Here is a 20,937-nt window from a genome sequence, read left to right as displayed (position 1 = left end):
ATTGGGCCTGTTTTATCAGGCGTATTTCAAAAATCACATTAGACTGATTATAAAATGATATGGACTGACACTTTTTCATTTGAATTCCTTATCAATTGAGATTTCCAGTGATTTTTGACCGTAGGCTAGCCTGATAAAACAGGCACATCCACAATTTGGCTGAGTTTCATGGGTAATTAAGATAATTTTTATGTGATTCCGGAATACAGGAGAAAATAATGCGTTTTTTCAGAAAAAAAACATTGACCGGGCTTGCCAGAACCTGCGGTTGAGCCGCCAAAATAGGTCCGACGGACTTGTCGGACGCACTCAAGGGGTTGCAGGCACAGGAGAACAGTGATCTGCTCGTGGGGTTTGACACGTCGGATGATGGTGCCGTCTATAGAATATCTCCGGAGATCGCCATGATCAATACCGTTGATTTCATAACACCACCGGTGGATGACCCATACTGGTTCGGGCAGATTTCCGCTGCCAATTCCATTTCGGACGTCTACTCCATGGGTGGCAGGCCACTGACTGCGCTGAATGTGGTGATGTTTCCTTCAGGTCATCTTGATATGGGTATTTTAAGAGAAATTTTAAAAGGGGGCAGTGATAAGGTCGTGGAGGCGGGGGCCTGCCTGGTCGGGGGGCATACGGTAGATGATAACGAACCGAAATACGGCCTCTGTGTGAATGGCGTTGTGCACCCGGACAGGATTATAACCAATGCAGGGTCCATGCCGGGTGATGTCCTTATTCTCACCAAGCCCCTTGGTTCCGGGGTTCTGTTCAATGCGGTGCGATCAGGAAAGTTTCCTTACGGGGAACTGGAAAAAGAGGTGTTACCGGCTTTGGCTTCACTCAATAAGACAGCCATGGAAAAAGCATTGGGTTATGAACTCCATGCGTGCACGGATATAACAGGTTTCGGGATTCTTGGTCATGTCCTGGAAATGGCTGAGGCCAGTTCTGTTGAGATTGCAGTTGAATATACCGCTCTGCCGTTTTACGGTGGAGCTCTGGATATGTATAAAAAAGGAGAGACAACCGGAAGCAACAGGGCCAACAGGGAACTGGTGGGGAAATTTTCTTTTACACTGGAATGCTCTCTCGACAAAGCAGAAGAAGAATTGCTCTATGATCCGCAGACTTCAGGGGGGCTGCTTCTGTCTCTGCCGGCTGAACAGGGAACACGCCTGCTGCAGGATCTGGTGGCTGAGGGCATTATCGCAGCACGAATCGGGGAGGTCTTCTCTTGTGGGAAATCAGCTCTTGTTGTTCGGTAGTTGTTTCAGAGAATCGTTCAGGTTCTGGTGGATGGTGATAAAGGAATCAAAACCTGAAATTTCAAACACCTCCTGCACGTGATCCTGCATGCAGCAGGTCACAAAACTGTAGGGTGATGATTTATAGGCTTTGGCTGTGTTGAGAATGATACGGAGTCCGGCGCTTGAGATATAATCAAGCTCATTGAAATTGAGCACCAGGTGGCAGTCTGGGGAATGAAGAAAATCCTGCAGCTGTTTCTCAAACTGTGGAGCAGTCCGTGAGTCGAGCCTTCCCTTGATGTCGAAAACGGTAGTGTTATCCATGCGGGTTATTGCTGTTTCCATAGAATTGTACAGACAGTCACCTATCTGTTCTCCTCGGGCAGATGTTTTTTCAGGGTAAGAATATTTTTATTGCCTGTTCGTTTGTAGCTGCAGTCATCACTGAATTTGCGGACTAGGTGTATTCCGAGTCCCCCGCAAGTTCGTTTTTCCAGGGGAAGGGAGATGTCGGGAATGGGGGTGATGGTCGGGTCAAACGGTGGACCTGTATCCGTCAGTATTATAGTTATAACGTTATTTTTTTTAATAAGTCGTATTGTAATCTCAATTTCCCTGTCGCAGTCTCCGTGTTCGATGATATTGGAGACCAGTTCATCCAGAATGAGATTCATTTCGGATATAAACCTGCGGGTAAGGTTCCATCTTTTTTTGAGTTTTGCAAGAACCGCATGGATCGTTGTGAGTTCCGAGCAGTCATTTCGTATTTGAAAGAAGATGTCCATTACCGGGCCTTGATCATGATCTTTTCAGGTAATTACAGTTTATAGGTAATAAAATCATAGAGTTGTTGCCTCTTTGAGGAGTTGCTTTTTCAGAGGGCGGTCACTCCCAGCCTGGAGAAACAGCAGGGAGCCGCCTCGGAAATATTGGTTCTTTCCCAGCGGTTGATTTCCTTTAAAATCGCCTTGAGAGAGAGTGCCTGGACTTCGGGAAACTGCTCCAGGATTTTCTGGAACTGTTCGCGGTCGATGGTGAGAACCCTGGATTTTTTTTCGGCCCGCAGATCGAAGAGAGCAATATTCTGGCCGATAAGTGACAACGAGCCGATGAAGTCTCCCGCTATGAATTTCCTGATGGTTTCCGGAGAGCCGTTTTTCCCGGCTGTGGTCAACAGCAGGCAGCCTTCGAGGACCAGGTAGGCGCGGTCCGTGTCGTCTCCCTTTTCATAGAGCAGGTCGCCCGGCAGAAAATCACCCCTTGTTGCCAGAAGAGCAAGAATCTTAAGAGCCTGAAGTGGAAATGCTGAAAAAAACGGCAGCTCTTTTAAGAGTTCCAGATTCTGATGCATTTCAGGAACTGTTTCGCTGTTTACCGTAGATGAGTTCATGGAGTAATCCTTTTTTGTCAATGAGTTCCTGGTAGGTTCCAAGTTCTGCCAGTTTCCCTGCCTTCATTACAGCGATTTTGTCAAAAGTTTTTATAGTGTCGAGGCGATGGATTATGGCGATCAGGGTGCGTTTTCCTTTCCATCTCGTTTCAATGAGTCGCTGGATTCTGGTCTGGGATTTATTGTCAAGAGCAGAAGTGGCTTCATCCATTATAATAATGGGAGCCTGTTTGATGAGAACCCGGGCAATGGCCAGCTTCTGTTTCTGTCCACCCGACAGCCTGTCTCCCATGGTTCCCACCTGGAAATTCATACCTATGGAGGCAATTTCTTCCAGGCATTCTTCAGCAATCAGGAGATGGATGATGGCCTGGTTTATCTTTTCCTGGGCATGGGTGAGATCTGACTTCATCTTACCGAACAGGATATTGTTGAGAATGGACTGTCCGGTTATGTAATCATTTTGTTTGTAGAAAATAAAGAGGCCGGGAACCTCTTTTTCCGACCAGGTGGAAAATGATTTTCTCGCTTTAAGGATACAATTTTTCAGTTCGTCCCGCAGCCGCGTCATGGTGTGGATGGCAGGGGTGAAGTTTAATGCCAGGGAGAGCAGGAAATTCTGTTGTTTTGCGTTTAAATCTGTTGGCTTTTCTGTTTTCAGGCGGCCGAGGATTGTTCGGCAATCCTCCAGCCTGTTGGCCGGAACAGGGCTGTTTTCAAAAAAGATATCAAGTGTTTCCACACCTCCAAGGATATCGACAGCCTGTTCGGCCAGTTCTCCGCCCAGGTTGAGCAGGGGAGTCAGTAGCTCGGAGGCAAACAGGAATTGACGAAAAAGCGGGTTGTCGGCAAGCTGGTCGAAGGCGAACCTTGAATCGGTTGCTGTACCGAAGATGATATTTTCCTGAATACTGGAGTTGAAATGATAGGAGTCCCTGTCGAAAAACTCTATGAAATCGTTCAGTCTCTCGCCAAAGTCTTTCCTGAAAATGGTGCGGATATGGACGATTTTCTCCATCATCTTCCTGTCGTCCTGATTGATGTAGCTGTCGAGGCCGAAACGCATCACGTCCACAAAAAGACCGGCCTGCTGGAGAACGAGGATCATTCTATCCAGGTCCGGTTCGTGATCGGAGGCAGGAGACGGGTTTGTCAGGGAGAGAGTCGCCAGACGCGCATAGAGCAGGTTTTCCTTGATGGAGCCGGTGAAAATAAAGGGATTCTGGGAAATGTAGCCGATTTTGTCTATTATTTCAGCTTTTGACAGGGAGCGCAGTTCGCATCCGCCGATGAGGATGTTACCCGAGGAGTAATTGTACATTTTTCCTATGCATTGGGCGAGAACAGATTTTCCGCTTCCGGAAAAACCGACAATGGCCAGGTGTTCACCACCCTTGAGGGAAAAGCTGACCCCCTTGAGCAATTTGAGCCCTTCCGGGGTCTCAAAAACGAGATCCTGAATTTTTACACTGTTGTTTTCCGGCGTATTTCCAGGGGAATCCGTTTTGTGTCCAATCAAGAATTCGGGGGGGGTATCAAAATATTCCATTGTCCGTTTATAGCGGACGGATGCGTCCTGGTATGTCTGGTAAAATTCTATCAGCTCCTTCCAGGGATCATAAAGTTTTTCCTGGGCAGAGAGGAAGGCTACCATGGCCCCCAGTTCGAGCTCCCCGTGCATAACCAGGTATCCTCCGTAGATGAAGACGATAAAAGGGCCCAGGCTGACAAAATAGTTGTTGGTTGTTTTTATGCCGAAACGAAAAAGTGACCAGCGAATTCTCACTTTCTTCAGTTTTTCAACAAGGAGATCAAATTTCCTGTTTTCCTGTTCATAGGCTCCGTGAACCTGGACTTCACTGATTCCAGAAATGGACTCGGCTATCTGGTTGGCGGTGGCTCTTGATATGTCAACCCGTTCCTTGTTTGCCTTGTTTGCCCGTTTCTGTAAAAGGGGAACAACAAAGACGGCAATGGGATAAATAAGCATGGTGGCACAGGCCAGTTTGACGTGCAGGGAAAGGAGGTAGCCCGCAAAGGCTATCAGGGTCAGAATATTGGTTACGGGGACGGCGAAAGCTTGACCCGCAAAAGTTCCCGCGGAGCTCAATTCCGTCATGAGTGAGGAGACAACCATGCCGGGCTGGGTCTTGCGAAAAAATGACAGGGGCATGGTGAGAATATGATGATACAGAGCCTTGCGCATGGCAAGCATGGCCCGTTCGCCGATAAGAGCCTGGAGATAATTGATGGCGAGTTTAAGAAGACTGGTGACGGTTACTGCGACAAGATATATGGAGCAAAAAAGAATAAGGCTTGAAACGTCCCGGAGGGCAATGGCCTCGTTGACAATCCTTTTCTGCATCTCGAGAGGCAGAACACGGGCAACGACAATGAGAACAATGACGAAAAAAAGAATCAGCTGCAGCTTGAAATTTCCCTTGAAAGCCCAGGAAAAAATTGATCTTTTCGTCACTGGAACCGAAGTCCTGGTAATGTTGTTCTGTTGTTTCCGGCTGTCAATAAATGCCAATGTTCAGTCTCTCCAAAGATTTTTTACAAACTTTAAACAATTTTGGGAAAATGTCTACAGCTTCCTTTGCAGGACCGGTATGATGCGGCATGTTGAACATGCTCTTACCGAAGCTTGAAAAAGGAGGAAAATAATGGTAGGTTCTGCATTGTAGTATTATATTGAAAACTTAAGCTCATATGCACAAAAATGGACGAGCGTGGTATATGGTCGGAGTTGCGATAGAATAGTGGTGGTAAAATTGGCCTTTTTGGTGTTTTTTTTGTTGTTTTTTGACGCAGTATAACCCATAAATTGAGACCAATTACAAGAACTGCTGTTTAAGCCACCTCGAAAAAACAGCCTTTTTGCCCGATCCCGGCGTTAAAGGAAAATAAAAAAGCTCATATATGATTAATATATGACGCTTTTTACTATTTATGTCCCTGGGCTTTGAACGAAAAGTCTAATTTTCCAAGGCACTCTTCAGAGTATTTTGCACGGTCCTTGATCCATCAGCAGATACCCCGAAGGGAGCCGAATGCTTTTTTGTTATGCCGGGTGAATTTTATGACTGAATTTTGCTGTGTTATAAAAAAAAAGAATTTTGATTACGTACAAAACTCATCCTGATACTTGAGACCTGTGGATGTACCTGTTTTATCAGGCGTATTTCAAAAATCACATTGTACTGGTTTTAAAATAATCTGGACTGACAATTTTTCATTTGAATTCCTTATCAATTGAGATTTCCAGTGATTTTTGACCGTAGGCTAGCCTGATAAAGCTGGTATATCCACAATTTGGCTGAGTTTCATTGGTAGTAATCAAGAAAAGAATTTTAAGTCCATCATGGATTCAGAGCTGTGTGTGAGTTGTCTTCTTTTGGTCTGGATGATTAGTTAGTGTCTGTCCGGAAATGAGGATTTTTGTTCGAGATCAAGGCGCATGGAAAATTTTACCGCAGGCATATAGTTGATATCGGAGTCTACGCTTACCTCCGAGGATAAAATTTTTCGGGCAACGCAGATATCGGGCAAAATGACCAACTATGGACAGGCACAAGTTAAAAAAACAAGGGGTTTGAGAATGAAGATTGATGAGCTGGAAGAATTGGAGAGCGAGGATCTCAGTACATTACCGTCTGAGGAGAGACGAAAGTTTCTGAAAATGGGGCTTGTTGTCACCGGTATGTATCTTGGTGGCAGCGTACTGTCGCTTACGTCTGTACGCAATGCCCATGGAGCCGCCGGTGTTGTACCAGAAGTCGGCAAATATCCCTATGATCCCCATTACAGCATGGTTATCAGGGAGAGGTTCTGTATTGACTGTGAGCGGTGCAAAGACGCCTGCGTGAAGACAAACCATGTCCCGTCATATGGTTTTCGTACAACTATTCTCGAAAAACGCCGGGCCCTGGGTGGAGAAAAATATGAAACGATTTTTATGCCGGTTCTCTGTAATCACTGTAATCGACCACCCTGCGTCAGAGTCTGCCCCACTACCGCAACATGGAAGGATAAGAAAACCGGAATAGTGCTGATGAATCCAAGTCGGTGTATCGGCTGTAAAACCTGTATGACGGCCTGCCCGTATAATGCACGCTATTTCAAAGAAGAGATCAGGGCCGTTGATAAATGTAATTTCTGCTGGGATACCCGCCTTTCCAAAGGTGAAAAAACAACAGCATGTGTTGAGGCGTGTCCTGCAGATGTCAGGGTTTTCGGCAACCTTGCTGATCCCGAGGATAGAGTGTTTCAACTCGTTCACTCTCCTGAGACCATGGTCTGGGTATTACGTCCCGCCACTGGAGCCATTCCGAACGTTTTTTATATTAACTCGTAATTCTGGTATAAATCCTCCAACTTTTTGCCTGGGTTCAGGTAAGGGGATATATGGATAAGTGGGAGAAAAAAATGAAAAAAATATTGGTGTTTTTGATTCTGGCATTCTTTCTCGGTACGGCTGCCCTGCTTCTGGCCAGTGGTGATGTGCAGGTAAAAGATGAAGAATATGATGAGGATGAATTTGGTCCGGCTGAACCCATAATATGGGTGAGTCCTGTGAAGTCTGTTGTTTTCGAGCATAAGGTTCACACCATGGGTGCAGAGCTTGAGTGTGATTCCTGCCATGATGACCTCTTTGAAATGGAGGCTGGGGCTGCTGCTGAAAAAGATGATTTCACCATGGCTGCTCTGTACGAAGGGGGATATTGTGGTTCCTGTCATGACGGTGAAACAGCTTTTGCCTCAAATACCCGTTGTACCGCCTGTCATATTGGCGTGAGAGGGCATGCAAGGCTTGTGGGGGGAGAAGAGCAGGAGGCGCATCATTGACCCCTGAGTGGTAAACCTTTTCCGTTTAATGGCGTAAAATGCGTCATTTTCGGCTATATCGCTTGTAACATATGGCAGTTACAGGGAAAATATTCCTGTGACTGCCATTTTTTTATCCATTTTATTCCTTCGCAATTCTCATCCCTTCCTGTATTTATCTTTTTTATCCTTTCAAATCATTTAGATATCGCTTGTTCTGTCAAGGGCGATATTTGCGTCCTGTTTGTGATGATCTGAAGGCGCAAAATACGTCCTACAAAGGAATGTTTTTCGGTAGCTCTCCAGGGGCACAACTGGTGGATTAATAAAATTATGTGTTAAAATAAATGCTTGTCTGTGAATCGAGCCTTCTTTTAAAACAGAAATCCATGTGGCATGACTCTTGCTTCTTAAGAAATAACTAAACAACCACCACAGGGAATATCAACAAGGAGGCATCACATGGCTGCTATAATACATAAACACACATTTGCAATATCGGTTTGTGCCGCTCGGGACAATCTTCTTCAGTTATCTGAAAAGATAAGTGAGTGCTTCTGGCTCTCTCTGTCGCTGCTTTTGTTTGTCATTATGGGGCCGTTTGCTGCTCCGGTTGTCCTACTGGTTCTGTTTCAGCTCGCCAGAGAGGAGAACGGCTGTGTGGAGCCTGAACCTCTGGGCGAGGACAGGCCTGGGTGGTAGGCGATTTTCAGAAAACGGTTTTTGAAATATTCGTGGAGCCTGGAAATTCGGCTGCTGACGCAGTTAAACAGATCATCATTTAAAATTCTCTCAAGATTGTCGGAGGTAAGGAATAATGGAAGGAAATATTGCAATCTCATCATCTGAAGCTATCAGGAAACCTGGTAACAAGCTCATGTGGCTGACCCTTTTTATGATAGCTGTCGGCCTTGCGGCGGCGGTGTATGCTCAGGTAGTCGGACATCATCATGCGTTTGCCAATACGAGGGAAATGCCGTGGGGAATGTTGATCGGTGTCTATGCTTATTTTGCTATTATTTCGACGGGTCTTTGTGTGCTGGCGGCATTCAGTCATGCCTTTGGCGGAAACCAGATGGCACCGCTTGCAAACAGGATGGTGTGGTTGTCGATAATAGCAATTTTTGGTGCATTTACCGTTATCGGCCTGGAGATAGAAAATCCCTGGCGAATGCCGTTGGGAGTTATTCTTCATCCAAATATCACGTCAAATATATGGTGGATGGGAACCTTGTACGGACTTGCTGTCGGGATAATGCTCCTCGAGTTCTATCTGATTTTTACAAAACGATATTCTGCCGCCGTGTTTTTCGGAGTACTTGGTGCCATAGCGGAATCTTTTGCAAACAGTAACCTAGGTTCCGTCTTTGCCTCGTTGAATGCCAGGCCATTCTGGTACGGATCGCAGCTGCCGGTATTTTTTCTTGCCAGTGCGGTGTTGTCGGGAGCCGCAGCAATAATACTATTTACTCACTATTCCTCAATTCTTCAGAAAAGGAAGATTGATGATGGGACTTTCAAGGGATTGCAAACCGCCGGAAAGATAATTGTTCTCATGACGTTCCTGGTGACCCTTTCAACAGCCTGGAAGTTTGTCAATGCTTATTGTGGTACGGAAGAGATGATTCTGGCGGCAGATACTCTTACCCGCGGCCCTCTGTCCACGAATTTCTGGCTTTTTGAGATCGGTATTGGTCTGGTGCTTCCCTGTGTTCTGCTCGTAATCAGTCGCTTGAACTCAATTTATGCCATGTCCACGGCAGCGCTGATGGTCCTCGTCGGTCAGTTTTTCTCGCGCTTCAATCTGGTAGTTGCCGGGTTGATCGTTCCCGCCAACCATGGGTTTGTTGGTGTTCCACAGTATTACTCGTATTCACCTACGGCTTCCGAATACCTCCTGGTTGTCGCAGGACTTGGAGTTGTCGGTTTGGGTTTTCTCGTCGGTGAGCGTTTTCTGGACAGTACCTTTAGGGATAATGGTGGACATTGAGCAAATTGACTGTGCAGTGGAGAAATGTGGTGAGTATGCGGAGGGGATGGCTTTTCCCCCTCCGCTTTCAAGCAAAGGAGAAAAATATGATTGATGAAAATAAAGCGATTTTTACAATAGGTATGGCAGCCGAAATGCTTGAAATTCATCCAAGAACCCTGCGTAACTATGAAGAAAAAGGTCTGATCAGTCCTCTGCGGAAAGGGTCATGGCGTTATTATACGATGCGGGATATTCAGTGGATAGAGTGCCTGAGAGAAATGATCCATGAGCACGGTGTAAGTATTAATGCCATAAAAAAATTGCTGAAATATACCCCTTGCTGGAATATTATCGATTGCCCTTTTGAAAAAAGGAAACGATGTTCCGCCTTTTTTTCCAATACACTTGTGCCCAAAAAAATCAACAGAATACCTCCGTTGCCTCTGCATGAGGATATAGCTGCCTGATTTTCCTTCCTGAATTCTTCTTCCCGCTGCGGTATGGCAACCTGCTGTACCGCAGTTTCCTGTTTTCTCTGTTTGCCTCCTCTTCCTGTTGTTTTCTTTCCGGTCCCTGTCTTTATTCCCGATTTTCAGGTCAGATGAAAATGAAAAATGCTCGCATATATTTAATGTGTTTGAGTTTTTTTTATTCACCTGGTCCTTGGTCTCAAATAAAGCTCTAATTTCTCAAGGCGCCTTGTCAAGTGTTTACGATACTGCTGGAGTAAGCCGTCTCTCGGATTCCGTAAGACGCAAAATGCGTCCTTTCGCCGGACAAGCGCAGAATGCGTCTTTTTTGAAGCTGTTGTTGTAAAAATTAAAGCTTTTTATTAAATTATATTTTATGCTGAATATACAGTATGATATATTTATAAAACAGGGCCGGTCGAGAGGAAAAGAGAGTTTAAAGGTAACTTTGATTGGTATATTAACTTGACAACGTTACTTGTCAAGTATAGCATAGGGCATCATTGACAGCATCCCACATTAAATGAACACTTACCATCAAGTCGTCAGGGGGATTTTTAACAGGAGGAAGATATGGAAGGAATATTATTTCTCGTAATCTGGCTTGGTTGCGCAACATTACACACATTGTTTGATCTGAAGATCAAACCGTATCTGAAGGATTATTCAAGGTAAATCTGGAAAATAGTAGTGAATGCCTGAATCGCTTTATCTGCTGAAAATAATGATTACATCGAACCTGCCCCAGGCAGGTTCGGAGTCTGCACTTATCCGGCGGATATGCAATGTCCAATGGCCGTGACGTATCGGTTATTTTACGCCATTGAAAATGAAGCAGGTCAAGGGAGGAGATTCAGGACAAAGGTACCCAAAAGGATGATACAGGCCATTTCCTGTGAAATGAAATGACCTGGAATTGCCGGCAAAATGTTCGGCGATGTATATCCTCCGGGTATGATAAACAGTGAAAGTTTCATACTGCGGCAAAATCACCTGTCGTGTTGCGGACTTTCATATAAACAGGCGTGGCCGGGCCCTGATGGCCAGGCCTCAACAGGCTGCTGGAAATTCTACTGTGGCGAAATGACCTTTGGCTGCAAGGATTTTCAGACGAATTTTACCCCTGTAACAAAAGGAGCAGTGAACGATGAACAATTTAATGGCAGGAGTGCTTCCACAGGAAGGCGGGCTGGAAGCAACCGGATCTGGAAGGTATAATTTGGCAATAGGATTGATGGCCCTGCTCACCCTGGTTGGTGTCGGTGCAGGTATCCATTCAATTATTGCCGGTCATGAACATACTTTTGGTGTCAGCCGAGGAGTACCCTGGGGTGTTCTTATTGCTGCCTATGTCTTTTTTGTTGTTACTTCCACCGGACTCTGCATCGTTTCCTCGGTCGGTCATGTGTTTGGATTTAAAAACTTCAACGCCATTGCAAAGCGGGCTGTGTTCATGTCCATCGCAACCATTTGTGCCGGTTTTTTGGTTATAGCCTTTGAGATAGAAAACTCATGGCGTATGCCGGTGGGAAATGTGATTGGGGCAAATCCGACATCTAATATATGGTGGATGGGAACATTGTACGGTGCCTATCTTTTCCTCATGATGCTTGAGTTTGTGATGTTGCAGAAAAATAATCATAAGGCGGCAATGAGGTTTGGCCTTGCCGGATTATTGACAGGTGTTGCTGCACATTCGAATCTTGGTGCTGTATTCGGGTTGCTGAATGGGCGTGAATTCTGGCATGGACCGTATATGCCGATTTATTTCATTACATCTGCCGCAATGTCCGGTTGTGTCGCCATCATTTTCTTTACCTGGCTTGCTTATAAATTCAATGGCTGGAAAATGAGTGATGAGTTGAAAACTTCCATGGCGTCAGTTTCGAAAATGGGCGCCCTGATGATTTCTGTAATTATCTTTTTTACCTGCTGGAAAATGATAACAGGAATAACCGGCCATCCCCCTGGAAAATATGAGGCAATGGAAACACTGCTTTCAGGGTCTTATGCGATTAATTTCTGGGGTGGAGAAGTGCTTCTCGGCATGATATTTCCTCTGCTGATAATCCTGGGCACAAAAGGCCGTTCCATGAATGCCCTTTTTGTCGCAGCCTTCGCCGGTATGGTTGGTATTTTTTTCATGCGTTATGACCTGGTCATTGTCGGTCAGCTCGTTCCTCACTTTCACGGAATGGGGCTTGTTGATTATCCCGAATTATACACTTATATGCCTTCTCTCCATGAAAATCTGATTGTTCTGGGTGGAGTTGCATTCTGTGGTCTCGCCTTTCTGGTTGGAGAAAAAATGTTTCGCGGTCATGTTTCGGAAGACCATTGAAAAGGGGATCAGCTGTCTTACATTTCCAGTCGCCTGAATCCTGATGACGTCTGCTGATGTCCGTACAGAAATGGTCTTTTTGCCCGATGTATTCAGGAAAGTATAAATTGCCGGGAAATCAGGAGAGGAGCTCAATTGCATGGTAAGAAAAAAAATTCAGGTGAAACCGATTAGAAATGATCTTCCCATCTATCCGATCAGTGTGGCAGCCAAATTATTGAATGTGCATCCCAGAACCCTGCGAATCTACGAATCGGAAGGTCTGGTGAAGCCGGCTAGAACTGGTTCGAAACGGCTCTATTCTCCAAATGATATAACCTGGATAGGGTGTTTGAGAAAACTCATTCACGATGAAGGTATCTCCATACCGGGAATAAGGAAATTACTTAAATTTGCAACGTGTTATGAAATCGGAGATTGTCCTGAAGAGATTCACGGGATATGTGAGGCCGTGGTTGACAGGGCTGTTCCACGCAGCCTGAGACTGGCCGGAGATCCGGTGGGAGAGATGCTTGCAAAGGAAAAGGACAGGGAAATCAGAGCCAGAGCCCTGGCGGAAAAAGGAACAAAAACAGAAAAGAAACGGAAAATACGCTGATCCCGACAAGGTAACTCCCCACAGGTGGTACAGGTTTTTGCAAACTCTTTTGACCGCCACAGGCTGCCTTGGAAAAGTACCTTTACGTTCAATTGCCCCCGTGTTTCGGGGAAATGAAAAAAGCGCACATATGATAAATATGCTGCGCTTTTTTTATTTCAGTTTTCCCTGGCTTCGAACGGAAATTCTAATTTTTCTGGGTATTCTCAAGTCCATGACGTTGGTTTAGGCCTGAATAGATCAGGCGGGCAAGATAGAGAAATGGCGTATCTGCCAGAGCCACAACTGATTTCACGATATAGGTTGTTGCGAGAATTTCCAGGAACTCACCAGTCGGCAGGACTCCCCAGAAAGCAATCGTAGTGAATATCAGAGAGTCCAGCAATTGACTGACCATCGTACTGGCATTGTTTCTCAGCCAGAGATACTGAAAACCGGGCACCCGTTTTTTCCAGAAATCATAGGCCCACACATCATGAAGCTGGGCAACACCATAGGCAATGAGTGAGGCCAGGGCTATCCGGGGCAGGAGGGCAAAAATGTTTTTAAGGCTTTCCTGGATGAAATCAAATTCGTTCGGTTTGAACATCAAGGCAAGATTCATAATGACGACTGTAGAGGAGAGTGAGAAAAATCCAATATAAACAGCCTTTCTTGCCTCTTTTTTTCCATAATTCTCAGAAAGTATATCTGTTACGAGAAAGGAAGAAGCGTAAGTGATGTTACCCAGGGTCACTCCAATGGAGAAAAGGTCCACCATCTTCATAACCTGGATATTGGCCAGAATGGTGGAAATGGGAATCCAGATATACAGTCCGGTCTTCCCGAAGCATCTGTAGGAAATCAGAATGGCCAGAAAGTTCGCCAGAAGAAGATAGAACCAGAGAATTTCGTTTGAAAAAGTTGTCAGTTTGAGGATGTCCATATCACCAACCCGGGAATAAAAAGGATTCTTAAGAACCAGAAATATAACCGGAGTATCACATCAATGGCCCCTCTGTCAGACATGGGGAATGGGTGAATCCGGTTTTGTTAAGGCGGGTATAGCCGTGACCGCCGTGATCTGTAAACACTACCTGGGACCGGCACAATAGCAGATATGGGCCGGGGATGCAAGATCCTGGCATGATGTTTTTAATGGTGAACGGGGGTGATTTTAACAACGACCAGGGTGATGTCATCTTCCTGGGAGAGGGGGTGGCGAAAGGTATTGACGGCTTCAATGATTGCATCTTGGATTTGTTTTGCTGACAGGGTATCATGGGTACTGATGATCTCACCAATTCTTTGTTCCCCGAACATTTCGTTGGAGCTGTTTCGCGTTTCTTTTATTCCGTCAGTTCCAATAAGGATAATATCATTGCTTTCAATATCCGGGCGCGACGAATCGGTAAAGAGAAAATCTTCGTCTACCCCGAGTACCAGTCCGGGGCCGTCCAGGTGAGTGAGTGTCTTTCGGGCTGCTGAATAGTAAAGAGCCGGTTCATGCCCGGCCCGAACCCAGCGCATTTTGCTTTTTTTTCTGTCTGTTTCCAGAAAAAACATGGAAGTAAACCTGCCGGTTCGTTCACAGTCACGGGTGATGAATCTGTTGATTTCCGTGAGCAGCTTTCCAGGTGAACTGTATGTCCTGACAGCCATCTGCAGAAAAGCCCTGACTGAGGTCATGAGAATCGCAGCTCCCACACCATGACCGCAGGCATCGGCGACCACAATGCCAAGCCTGTCACCTGGAAGTTGGAAATAGTCAAAATAGTCTCCCCCGGTTTCGTCACAGTACAGGCTGATTCCGGAGATATCCAGACCGTTGATGTCGGGACTCCCGGCAGGCAGAAGGTTCTGCTGAACCTCTTCCGCCAGCTTCATTTCACTGAGCAGTTCAAAACGATGGCGGAGGCCGTCAATCATTGTGTTGGTATGATCAGCAATAATACCGAATTCATCACGGGTGGCGACGGGAACTTTCTGGTTGAGGTTGCCGTTGCTGACCTGTTCCAGGATTTTTGTTTCGTTGTTAAAAAGGAGCCTGAGATTTCTGGAGTAGGAGATAATGAGATTGATCATCAGGGCCATGAGAACAGCCATAATAAAAAATATTTCATAGGCTACGGAAAGCTGGGCCTCGTGAATAGCTGCTTCATCCGGTGTAACTTTTGTCAACCATATGATATCCCGTGCAAAGACCAGGGAAATGACAAGTGAAGAAAAGAGGGTGGAGAGGACCGCCACAAAAGTGAATTTTCTGGTCATGGAAAAAAAGCGTTTGGGCAGTGGGGCTATGGAATTCTTTTCCATCGCTTTCAGGATAGCTCTTCTTTCCTGGTGGAGTGAGCCATCCAGGCCAATAAAAAATCCGAGAATAATACAGCCGGTCAATAGAGAAAAAATACTGAAAAGGGGAAAACCATACGAATACCTGTTGTAACCGTAGATGAACAGTCCGGCGAGAATACAGATTGAAAATTCAACCAGGAAGGCCCTTCTCCCCTGCAGGGATTCCGTGACATTGTTCACAAGCAGTTTGTAAAGCAGGGGCCGGAATGCAAGTAATCCCAGAAAAACCAGGCCTGTAGTGGTCCCCAGGGTCACGGGGGACAGGGTCTCCATGAAAGGTCAGACCTGGCCCCCATAATATGTGAGGGCCAGGACGGCAAAAGTATACTGGATAATAAATCTCATGTGTCACCCGGTTCAGGGTTGAAAGGGGTTTTTCAGTTTATACTTTTCTATCTTTCTTCGCAGGGTGTCTTTTGAGATGCCGAGTTGTTTGCATGTCAGCATCTTTTTCCATTTATTTTTTTCCAGCGAGAGGCGGATAGCCTGTTTTTCTATCTCCTCAAGAGACTGGCCCTCATAATTGAAAATGGCTGGACTGGCAGCATGATTTTCATCCTCTCCAAAGGTTTCCGGGAGGTGTTCGAGTTTTATATAGCCGCCGGGACAGAGAATGAAACCGTACTCGATTATATTTTCAAGTTCACGGATATTTCCAGGAAAAGTGTGGCGCATCAGTCTGTTGACAACTTCGTCACTGACCCCCACAATATCTTTTTGTTTTTCTGCCCTGAATTTTTCTACAAAATGATCCACCAGGATGGGGATATCTTCAATACGTTCACGCAGAGGGGGAAGGACAATATTGACAACATTGAGCCTGTAATAAAGATCATCCCTGAAATCGCCACTTTTTACAAGCTCGGGAAGGTCTCGGTTGGTGGCTGCGATAATTCGCACATCGGCCTTAACCGGGGTATTTGACCCGAGGGGTTCATAGACTCTGTTTTGCAGAACCCGAAGGAGTTTGACCTGGAGAGAATGCGGAATATCACCAATTTCGTCCAGGAATATTGTTCCTCCTTCCGCGGCGGCAAAACGGCCCTCCTTGTCTTTCCGCGCATCAGTGAATGCCCCCGCCTTATACCCGAACAGTTCAGATTCAAGAAGAGTGTCCGGCAGGGCACCGCAGTTGACAATAATGAAGGGTTTGTCACTGCGGCCGGAAGCGTGATAGATGGCACTGGCTATCAGTTCTTTCCCTGTACCGCTTTCTCCTAGAATCAGGACATTGCTTTCACTGCGGGATATTTCCGGCATGATCTGGAATATCCGCTGCATGGAAGGACTTTTACTGATGATCTCGTCAAAGGTGTAACGGCGGGTAAGCTGCTGCCTGAGGCTGATTTCGACACTGAGGTCGCGAAATGTTTCAACACCTCCCACCACATTACCCTCATAGTCAACCAGGGGAGCGGCACTGATGGAAACCGACCGCTCTTTGCCGTTGCAGTTTTTAATGGTAATGGATCGGTTGGCAACGGGCTGTCCGGTGTACAGACTTTCGGCTATTGCACAGTTGACACCACAGAGAGAGGAGCAGAAAACATCACTGCAGTATTGGCCGATAGCTTTCTGCCGACTCCAGCCCGTGATCAGTTCGGCCGCAAGGTTAAAAGAGGTGATGCGCCAGTCCCGGTCTACAGTAAAGACACCGTCGGCAATGGAGTCGAGGATAAGAGCATTCTGCAGCCGATTGGTGTTATCTCTGAAAGATTCAACACCCCCGAGGATATCGCCGTTATGACCGATAAATGGTGCTGCGCTGACGCTGACCGGGATAGAAAAACCGTCTTTACCTATAATAAACAGCTCCCTGTCCACGATAGTGCGTTTTTCCTTCATGCACCTGTTTAAGGTACAACTCTCCACATTTGTACTGGCAAGCAGAATTGTTGAACATTTTTTGCCGATAACTTCCTGTTCACTCCAGCCAGTGATTTTTTCGGCGGCCTTGTTGAAAGAAGTAATTTCACCTTGGGCGTTGACGGTGAACACTCCGTCAGCCACAGCATCCAGAATCAGTTCGTACTGCATGGTGGAGGTGATATCCCGAAACGTCTCTACACCCCCTATAATATTATTGTCCATGTCCAGAAGCGGTGCTGCGCTGACCTTGACGGGAATGGATTTGCCCTCTTTGGTTTCAATATAGGCCATCCGTTCTGAAAGGGATGATTTTTTATGGATACAGTCCGAAATCGCGCAATTGGAATTGCAGATATTGGCCCTGAATATTTCATTGCAGGACCGGCCCAGTACTTCCTCTTCCTTCCAGCCAGTGATTTTTTCGGCTGCTCGATTGAAGCTTGTCAGTTTCCAGGCGCGGTCAACGGAGAAGACGCCTTCATTGATGGAGTTCAATGCCAGTCTTCCGGCGGCAAGAGGTTCCGTCAGATCCGCAAAGCCGATAATGGCTCCGGCCACTGTCCCCCCTTTTCCTGGCAGCATGATAATACGCAGGCGGATGGCGTCTTTTTCTGAAGTGACGGGGTTGTTGAGGGTCAGCTCAATGTTGCTCTCGTCGTTTTCTTTGATAAACTGATCAATCTGATGACAGATATCTTTGAATCTCGGGTCATTGCTGAAAATGTCATAGCAGTGTTTACCTATGATGTCTTCATTATCAAGACCGAGTATGAGAGCGGCCTTGGGGTTGAGAGAGGTGATGATCCAGTCCTGGTCTACAGTAATGAAGCCATTGGCAAGGGCATCGGCTTCCTGGATGGGTGGATGTTTCAAAGTGTTACTCCTCTGTAAACAGTTATGGCTTCTTTCTTTAAACCCGTTTCTTTTCAATATATGGATAAAACTTTGATTTAACAAGTACGAATGCTGTTGCAGGTATTTTATGGTATTTCTTCTGATGGTGGTCTGATCTGAAGGTTCAACCTCAACGATATTGTTTCGCTGCAGGCCACCTTGTAAAATTGTTTTTTCGCCCGATCTCCGTGTCACAGCGAAAAAATGGAGATGATCTGTATCCTGCACTTCAAAATTGAAATAATGGAGATTGGTAATTTCACCGGATTTGTCAATTACGGAAGAAACCTGGATATATTGATTTTTAGCTGTAAATATGACATGATATTCCCACAAAGTAGTATTTTCTGGTCGGTCAATGTCAATCCCGGAAGGAGGAACATGGACATGGAAAACAGGAAATCAGTTCCGCCCGGTGTTGGAGTTGAGCTGTTCCATTCAATACAGGATCCGCTTATCGTAGTTACACCAGGTGGAGAGATTGTCGATGTTAATCCCGCCATGCTCAGGGTTTCCGGAAAAAATCGAGAAGAAGTGGTGGGCCAAGGGATCTGTAAAATCATCCATGGCGGCAGGTGGCCACATATCAAATGTCCCCTGGAAGAATTTCTCCTGACCCGTTCCTCGAGAGTCGAAGACACCAGGCTTCCAGGGCTGGATGGAGAGTATTCCCTCAGCGTTATTCCGGTCGAAAAAAACCAGGATGGTCGGGAGCTTATTCTTCTTATGGCCAGAAAGCTCACCAGGGATGAGGTCAGGAAAGTTGAGTCAATCCGAACAGCCCAGCTGGCAGCAATCGGTGAACTTGCAGCGGGGGTGGCCCATGAAGTAAACAATCCCATAAATGGAATAATAAATTTTGCCCAGCTGCTTCTTGACGAAAGTGATCAGGGGTCTGAACAGGCTGAACTCCTGTCAAGAATTGTTCGGGAAGGGGAGCGGATAGCCGCTATTATTTATAATCTGCTCTCTTTTGCAAGAGAGGACGGCAATGATTTTGTGGCGGTGGATCTCAACGAGGTCCTCAAGGAAAGCCTGTCCCTCGTGCAGCATCAGCTTGAAAAGGACGGTATTGAAGTCAATACCGAGTGTTATCAGCCTTCCTGTCTTATTGTCGGGAATTTTCTGCAGATGCAGCAGGTCGTGCTGAACCTGATCAGTAACAGCCGTTATGCTCTTAACGAGCGATATGGAGGCGGTGGGAGTGAGGGGAAAGCAATTACTATCAGCTGCAGTCCTGTTGATCTTTCCCAAGGAAAATTTATCCGCCTGGTGGTAAGGGATGGGGGTACAGGAATACCCCAGGGAATTCTAGAGAAGGTTTTTGAACCGTTTTTCACCAGTAAACCCGCGGGAAAGGGTTCCGGGCTTGGCTTGAGTATAAGCTATGGAATTGTTAAAAACCATAATGGTATCCTGCGGGTTAATTCCATCCTGAATCGCTACACTGAAATGATCATTGAAATCCCGGCTTCGGAGCTCTGATGACTGCTGATCTGAAGGATATTCATATACTCATTGTTGACGACGAGGAATCGATCCGTATCACCTTTGACATGTTTTTAAAGCGTGCAGGGTACGGCAGGATAACCACGGCGGCTACCATGGAAGAAGCCCTGCTGGCCATCAATGAAGAGCGCTTTGATCTGATTATCAGTGATATCGTTCTCGAAGGTGCAAAGGGGACTGATCTTCTCAAACATATTCAACGTACTGGACTGCAGTGTCCCGTCGTCATGATTACCGGATTTCCCAATCTTGAAACTGCTGCCGATGCCGTGCGTTACGGGGCGTTTGATTATATTTCCAAACCAGTCAACAAGGAGACCCTCCTTCGATTTGTCCGCCAGGCATTAAAACATTGGGAGCTTGAAAAGGAAAAAAAGAGGCTTTTGCATGAAAATGAGAAATTCCGGCGGTACCTGGAGGTAATTTTCAGCTCTGTCAGTGATGCCATTATTACCGTCAATGAAAACCTGGATATTATCCAGATGAACAGTACTGCGGATCAATGGCTTGATGAGCAGGAATCAGGCTCTGCAGGCAATTTAGGTGATTTTTCAGGAGAGATGGCTAAAGCCTGCTACCTGGATGCTTTGCAGGTAATCCGGGAAGGAAAGATAGTCAGGGAGCACCAGGTAGAATGCAGCAAGCCTGATGGTACTGTTCGTATGGTCAGCCTGAATGCCGCCCCCCTGGAGGACAGTGCAGGTGAATTCGACGGGGCTGTTATCGTGGCTCGAGACATAACCCTCGGTCTCCCTGAAGCACATGGGGAAAAGAGGAGCAGATTTCGAAAGTTTATTGGATCCAGCGAGGCTATGCAGGCGGTTTACCATCTCATTGAGAATGTGGGTAGAGTTGATACTGCTGTGTTGATTACAGGTGAGTCTGGGACGGGCAAGGAACTGGCAGCCGAGGCGCTGCACGCGGAAAGTGGCAGGAAAAATATGGCGCTCATCAAAGTCGACTGTGCAGCTGTCCCTGAGGACCTGCTGGAAAGTGAATTGTTCGGCCATGTGAAGGGGGCCTTTACCGGGGCGGACCGGGATCGCAAGGGCAGGCTGCTGCACGCGGACAGGGGGACTCTTTTCCTTGATGAAATTGGTGATATCTCTCCGAGGATGCAGCTGCGCCTGCTTCGTTTTCTCCAGGAACAGACATTTACTCCGGTTGGGCAGGATAAATCCATTCAGGTTGACGTGAGGATAATTGCGGCCACCAATGTCAATCTTCTGGAGAAAGTAAAAAGGGGTGGTTTTCGTGAAGATCTTTACTACAGACTTAAAGTGGTTGAGATTCTCCTTCCTCCCCTGCGTGAAAGAAAGGGTTGTGTTCCCCATCTTGTACACCATTTTCTGGCGATTTATAGAGAGAAACTAAATAAGAAGATTGTGAATATTTCTGATCAGGCCATGGAGCTGCTTTCCGGTTACTCCTGGCCAGGAAATGTCAGGGAATTACGGCATGTCATCGAGAGGGCATGTGT

The 20,937-nt window shown here is 46.3% G+C and carries 17 protein-coding genes; 10 read left to right on the top strand and 7 right to left on the bottom strand.

What is annotated here, in order from left to right:
• Window positions 1-218: 218 nt before the first annotated feature.
• The gene (gene selD, locus ACXLDX_RS05595; RefSeq protein ID WP_457576213.1) at window positions 219-1,271 is read left to right on the top strand and encodes a selenide, water dikinase SelD; all 1,053 of its coding nucleotides are present in this window, start codon (window positions 219-221) and stop codon (window positions 1,269-1,271) included.
• On the opposite strand, the gene ACXLDX_RS05590 is transcribed toward selD, so the two are convergent.
• The 4 genes from ACXLDX_RS05590 to ACXLDX_RS05575 form a co-directional block, all read right to left on the bottom strand.
• Window positions 1,251-1,598, bottom strand: coding sequence for an STAS domain-containing protein (locus tag ACXLDX_RS05590; RefSeq protein WP_457576212.1), 348 nt, complete (start codon window positions 1,596-1,598; stop codon window positions 1,251-1,253). The two genes, selD and ACXLDX_RS05590, sit on opposite strands and share 21 nt — an antisense overlap.
• 20 nt (window positions 1,599-1,618) lie before the next feature.
• On the bottom strand, window positions 1,619-2,038 hold the full coding sequence (locus ACXLDX_RS05585) for an ATP-binding protein (RefSeq protein ID WP_457576211.1): 420 nt from the start codon (window positions 2,036-2,038) through the stop codon (window positions 1,619-1,621).
• Window positions 2,039-2,127: 89 nt separating this feature from the next.
• Window positions 2,128-2,643: a cyclic nucleotide-binding domain-containing protein gene (locus tag ACXLDX_RS05580; protein ID WP_457576210.1), complete on the bottom strand. Its 516-nt coding sequence runs from the start codon at window positions 2,641-2,643 to the stop codon at window positions 2,128-2,130.
• On the bottom strand, window positions 2,606-5,119 hold the full coding sequence (locus tag ACXLDX_RS05575; protein WP_457576209.1) for an ABC transporter ATP-binding protein/permease: 2,514 nt from the start codon (window positions 5,117-5,119) through the stop codon (window positions 2,606-2,608). Before ACXLDX_RS05575 ends, ACXLDX_RS05580 begins: the two co-directional genes overlap by 38 nt.
• A 1,125-nt stretch (window positions 5,120-6,244) precedes the next feature.
• Here ACXLDX_RS05575 and ACXLDX_RS05570 point away from each other — a divergent pair.
• The 7 genes from ACXLDX_RS05570 (at window position 6,245) to ACXLDX_RS05540 (ending at window position 12,851) form a co-directional block, all read left to right on the top strand.
• Complete coding sequence (locus ACXLDX_RS05570; protein ID WP_457576208.1) at window positions 6,245-7,000, top strand: 4Fe-4S dicluster domain-containing protein; 756 nt, start codon at window positions 6,245-6,247, stop codon at window positions 6,998-7,000.
• A gap of 71 nt (window positions 7,001-7,071) precedes the next feature.
• A complete protein-coding gene (locus tag ACXLDX_RS05565) occupies window positions 7,072-7,491 on the top strand; it encodes a cytochrome c3 family protein (RefSeq protein ID WP_457576207.1) in 420 nt (139 codons plus the stop codon).
• A 441-nt stretch (window positions 7,492-7,932) separates the two neighbouring features.
• The gene (locus tag ACXLDX_RS05560) at window positions 7,933-8,172 is read left to right on the top strand and encodes a hypothetical protein (RefSeq protein ID WP_457576206.1); all 240 of its coding nucleotides are present in this window, start codon (window positions 7,933-7,935) and stop codon (window positions 8,170-8,172) included.
• Between the two features lie 115 nt (window positions 8,173-8,287).
• Window positions 8,288-9,460, top strand: a complete 1,173-nt coding sequence (gene nrfD / locus ACXLDX_RS05555) for an NrfD/PsrC family molybdoenzyme membrane anchor subunit (RefSeq protein ID WP_457576205.1) — start codon at window positions 8,288-8,290, stop codon at window positions 9,458-9,460.
• Window positions 9,461-9,546: 86 nt separating this feature from the next.
• Window positions 9,547-9,909, top strand: coding sequence for a MerR family transcriptional regulator (locus ACXLDX_RS05550; protein ID WP_457576204.1), 363 nt, complete (start codon window positions 9,547-9,549; stop codon window positions 9,907-9,909).
• 1,150 nt (window positions 9,910-11,059) lie between these two features.
• The gene (gene nrfD, locus ACXLDX_RS05545; RefSeq protein WP_457576203.1) at window positions 11,060-12,253 is read left to right on the top strand and encodes an NrfD/PsrC family molybdoenzyme membrane anchor subunit; all 1,194 of its coding nucleotides are present in this window, start codon (window positions 11,060-11,062) and stop codon (window positions 12,251-12,253) included.
• A 139-nt stretch (window positions 12,254-12,392) separates the two neighbouring features.
• Entirely contained in the window at window positions 12,393-12,851 is a 459-nt protein-coding gene (locus ACXLDX_RS05540; RefSeq protein WP_457576202.1) for a MerR family transcriptional regulator, read from the top strand.
• A gap of 187 nt (window positions 12,852-13,038) precedes the next feature.
• Here ACXLDX_RS05540 and ACXLDX_RS05535 read toward each other — a convergent pair whose 3' ends face one another.
• The 3 genes from ACXLDX_RS05535 to ACXLDX_RS05525 form a co-directional block, all read right to left on the bottom strand.
• Window positions 13,039-13,776, bottom strand: coding sequence for a queuosine precursor transporter (locus tag ACXLDX_RS05535; protein ID WP_457576201.1), 738 nt, complete (start codon window positions 13,774-13,776; stop codon window positions 13,039-13,041).
• A gap of 209 nt (window positions 13,777-13,985) precedes the next feature.
• Complete coding sequence (locus ACXLDX_RS05530; protein WP_457576200.1) at window positions 13,986-15,458, bottom strand: PP2C family protein-serine/threonine phosphatase; 1,473 nt, start codon at window positions 15,456-15,458, stop codon at window positions 13,986-13,988.
• An 84-nt stretch (window positions 15,459-15,542) separates the two neighbouring features.
• Complete coding sequence (locus ACXLDX_RS05525; protein WP_457576199.1) at window positions 15,543-17,927, bottom strand: sigma 54-interacting transcriptional regulator; 2,385 nt, start codon at window positions 17,925-17,927, stop codon at window positions 15,543-15,545.
• A gap of 402 nt (window positions 17,928-18,329) precedes the next feature.
• On the opposite strand from ACXLDX_RS05525, the gene ACXLDX_RS05520 reads away from it, so the two are divergent.
• The gene (locus tag ACXLDX_RS05520) at window positions 18,330-19,433 is read left to right on the top strand and encodes a two-component system sensor histidine kinase NtrB (RefSeq protein ID WP_457576198.1); all 1,104 of its coding nucleotides are present in this window, start codon (window positions 18,330-18,332) and stop codon (window positions 19,431-19,433) included.
• Window positions 19,433-20,937, top strand: a 1,505-nt coding sequence (locus ACXLDX_RS05515) for an ATP-binding response regulator (RefSeq protein ID WP_457576197.1), incomplete at its 3' end; no start/stop codon positions are given. The genes ACXLDX_RS05520 and ACXLDX_RS05515, both read left to right, overlap by 1 nt.

The organism is Desulfomarina sp., assembly GCF_054039375.1.
Note: the sequence above shows the minus strand (reverse complement) of the source record. Positions and strands in the feature narration are given on the sequence as shown.

Coding starts and splice junctions, on each gene's coding strand:
- ACXLDX_RS05590 (WP_457576212.1), bottom strand. CDS start 1,598: ATGGAAACAGCAATAACCCGCATGGATAACACTACCGTTTTCGACATC.
- ACXLDX_RS05585 (WP_457576211.1), bottom strand. CDS start 2,038: ATGGACATCTTCTTTCAAATACGAAATGACTGCTCGGAACTCACAACG.
- ACXLDX_RS05580 (WP_457576210.1), bottom strand. CDS start 2,643: ATGAACTCATCTACGGTAAACAGCGAAACAGTTCCTGAAATGCATCAG.
- ACXLDX_RS05570 (WP_457576208.1), top strand. CDS start 6,245: ATGAAGATTGATGAGCTGGAAGAATTGGAGAGCGAGGATCTCAGTACA.
- ACXLDX_RS05565 (WP_457576207.1), top strand. CDS start 7,072: ATGAAAAAAATATTGGTGTTTTTGATTCTGGCATTCTTTCTCGGTACG.
- ACXLDX_RS05560 (WP_457576206.1), top strand. CDS start 7,933: ATGGCTGCTATAATACATAAACACACATTTGCAATATCGGTTTGTGCC.
- nrfD (WP_457576205.1), top strand. CDS start 8,288: ATGGAAGGAAATATTGCAATCTCATCATCTGAAGCTATCAGGAAACCT.
- ACXLDX_RS05550 (WP_457576204.1), top strand. CDS start 9,547: ATGATTGATGAAAATAAAGCGATTTTTACAATAGGTATGGCAGCCGAA.
- nrfD (WP_457576203.1), top strand. CDS start 11,060: ATGAACAATTTAATGGCAGGAGTGCTTCCACAGGAAGGCGGGCTGGAA.
- ACXLDX_RS05540 (WP_457576202.1), top strand. CDS start 12,393: ATGGTAAGAAAAAAAATTCAGGTGAAACCGATTAGAAATGATCTTCCC.
- ACXLDX_RS05535 (WP_457576201.1), bottom strand. CDS start 13,776: ATGGACATCCTCAAACTGACAACTTTTTCAAACGAAATTCTCTGGTTC.
- ACXLDX_RS05530 (WP_457576200.1), bottom strand. CDS start 15,458: ATGGAGACCCTGTCCCCCGTGACCCTGGGGACCACTACAGGCCTGGTT.
- ACXLDX_RS05520 (WP_457576198.1), top strand. CDS start 18,330: ATGGACATGGAAAACAGGAAATCAGTTCCGCCCGGTGTTGGAGTTGAG.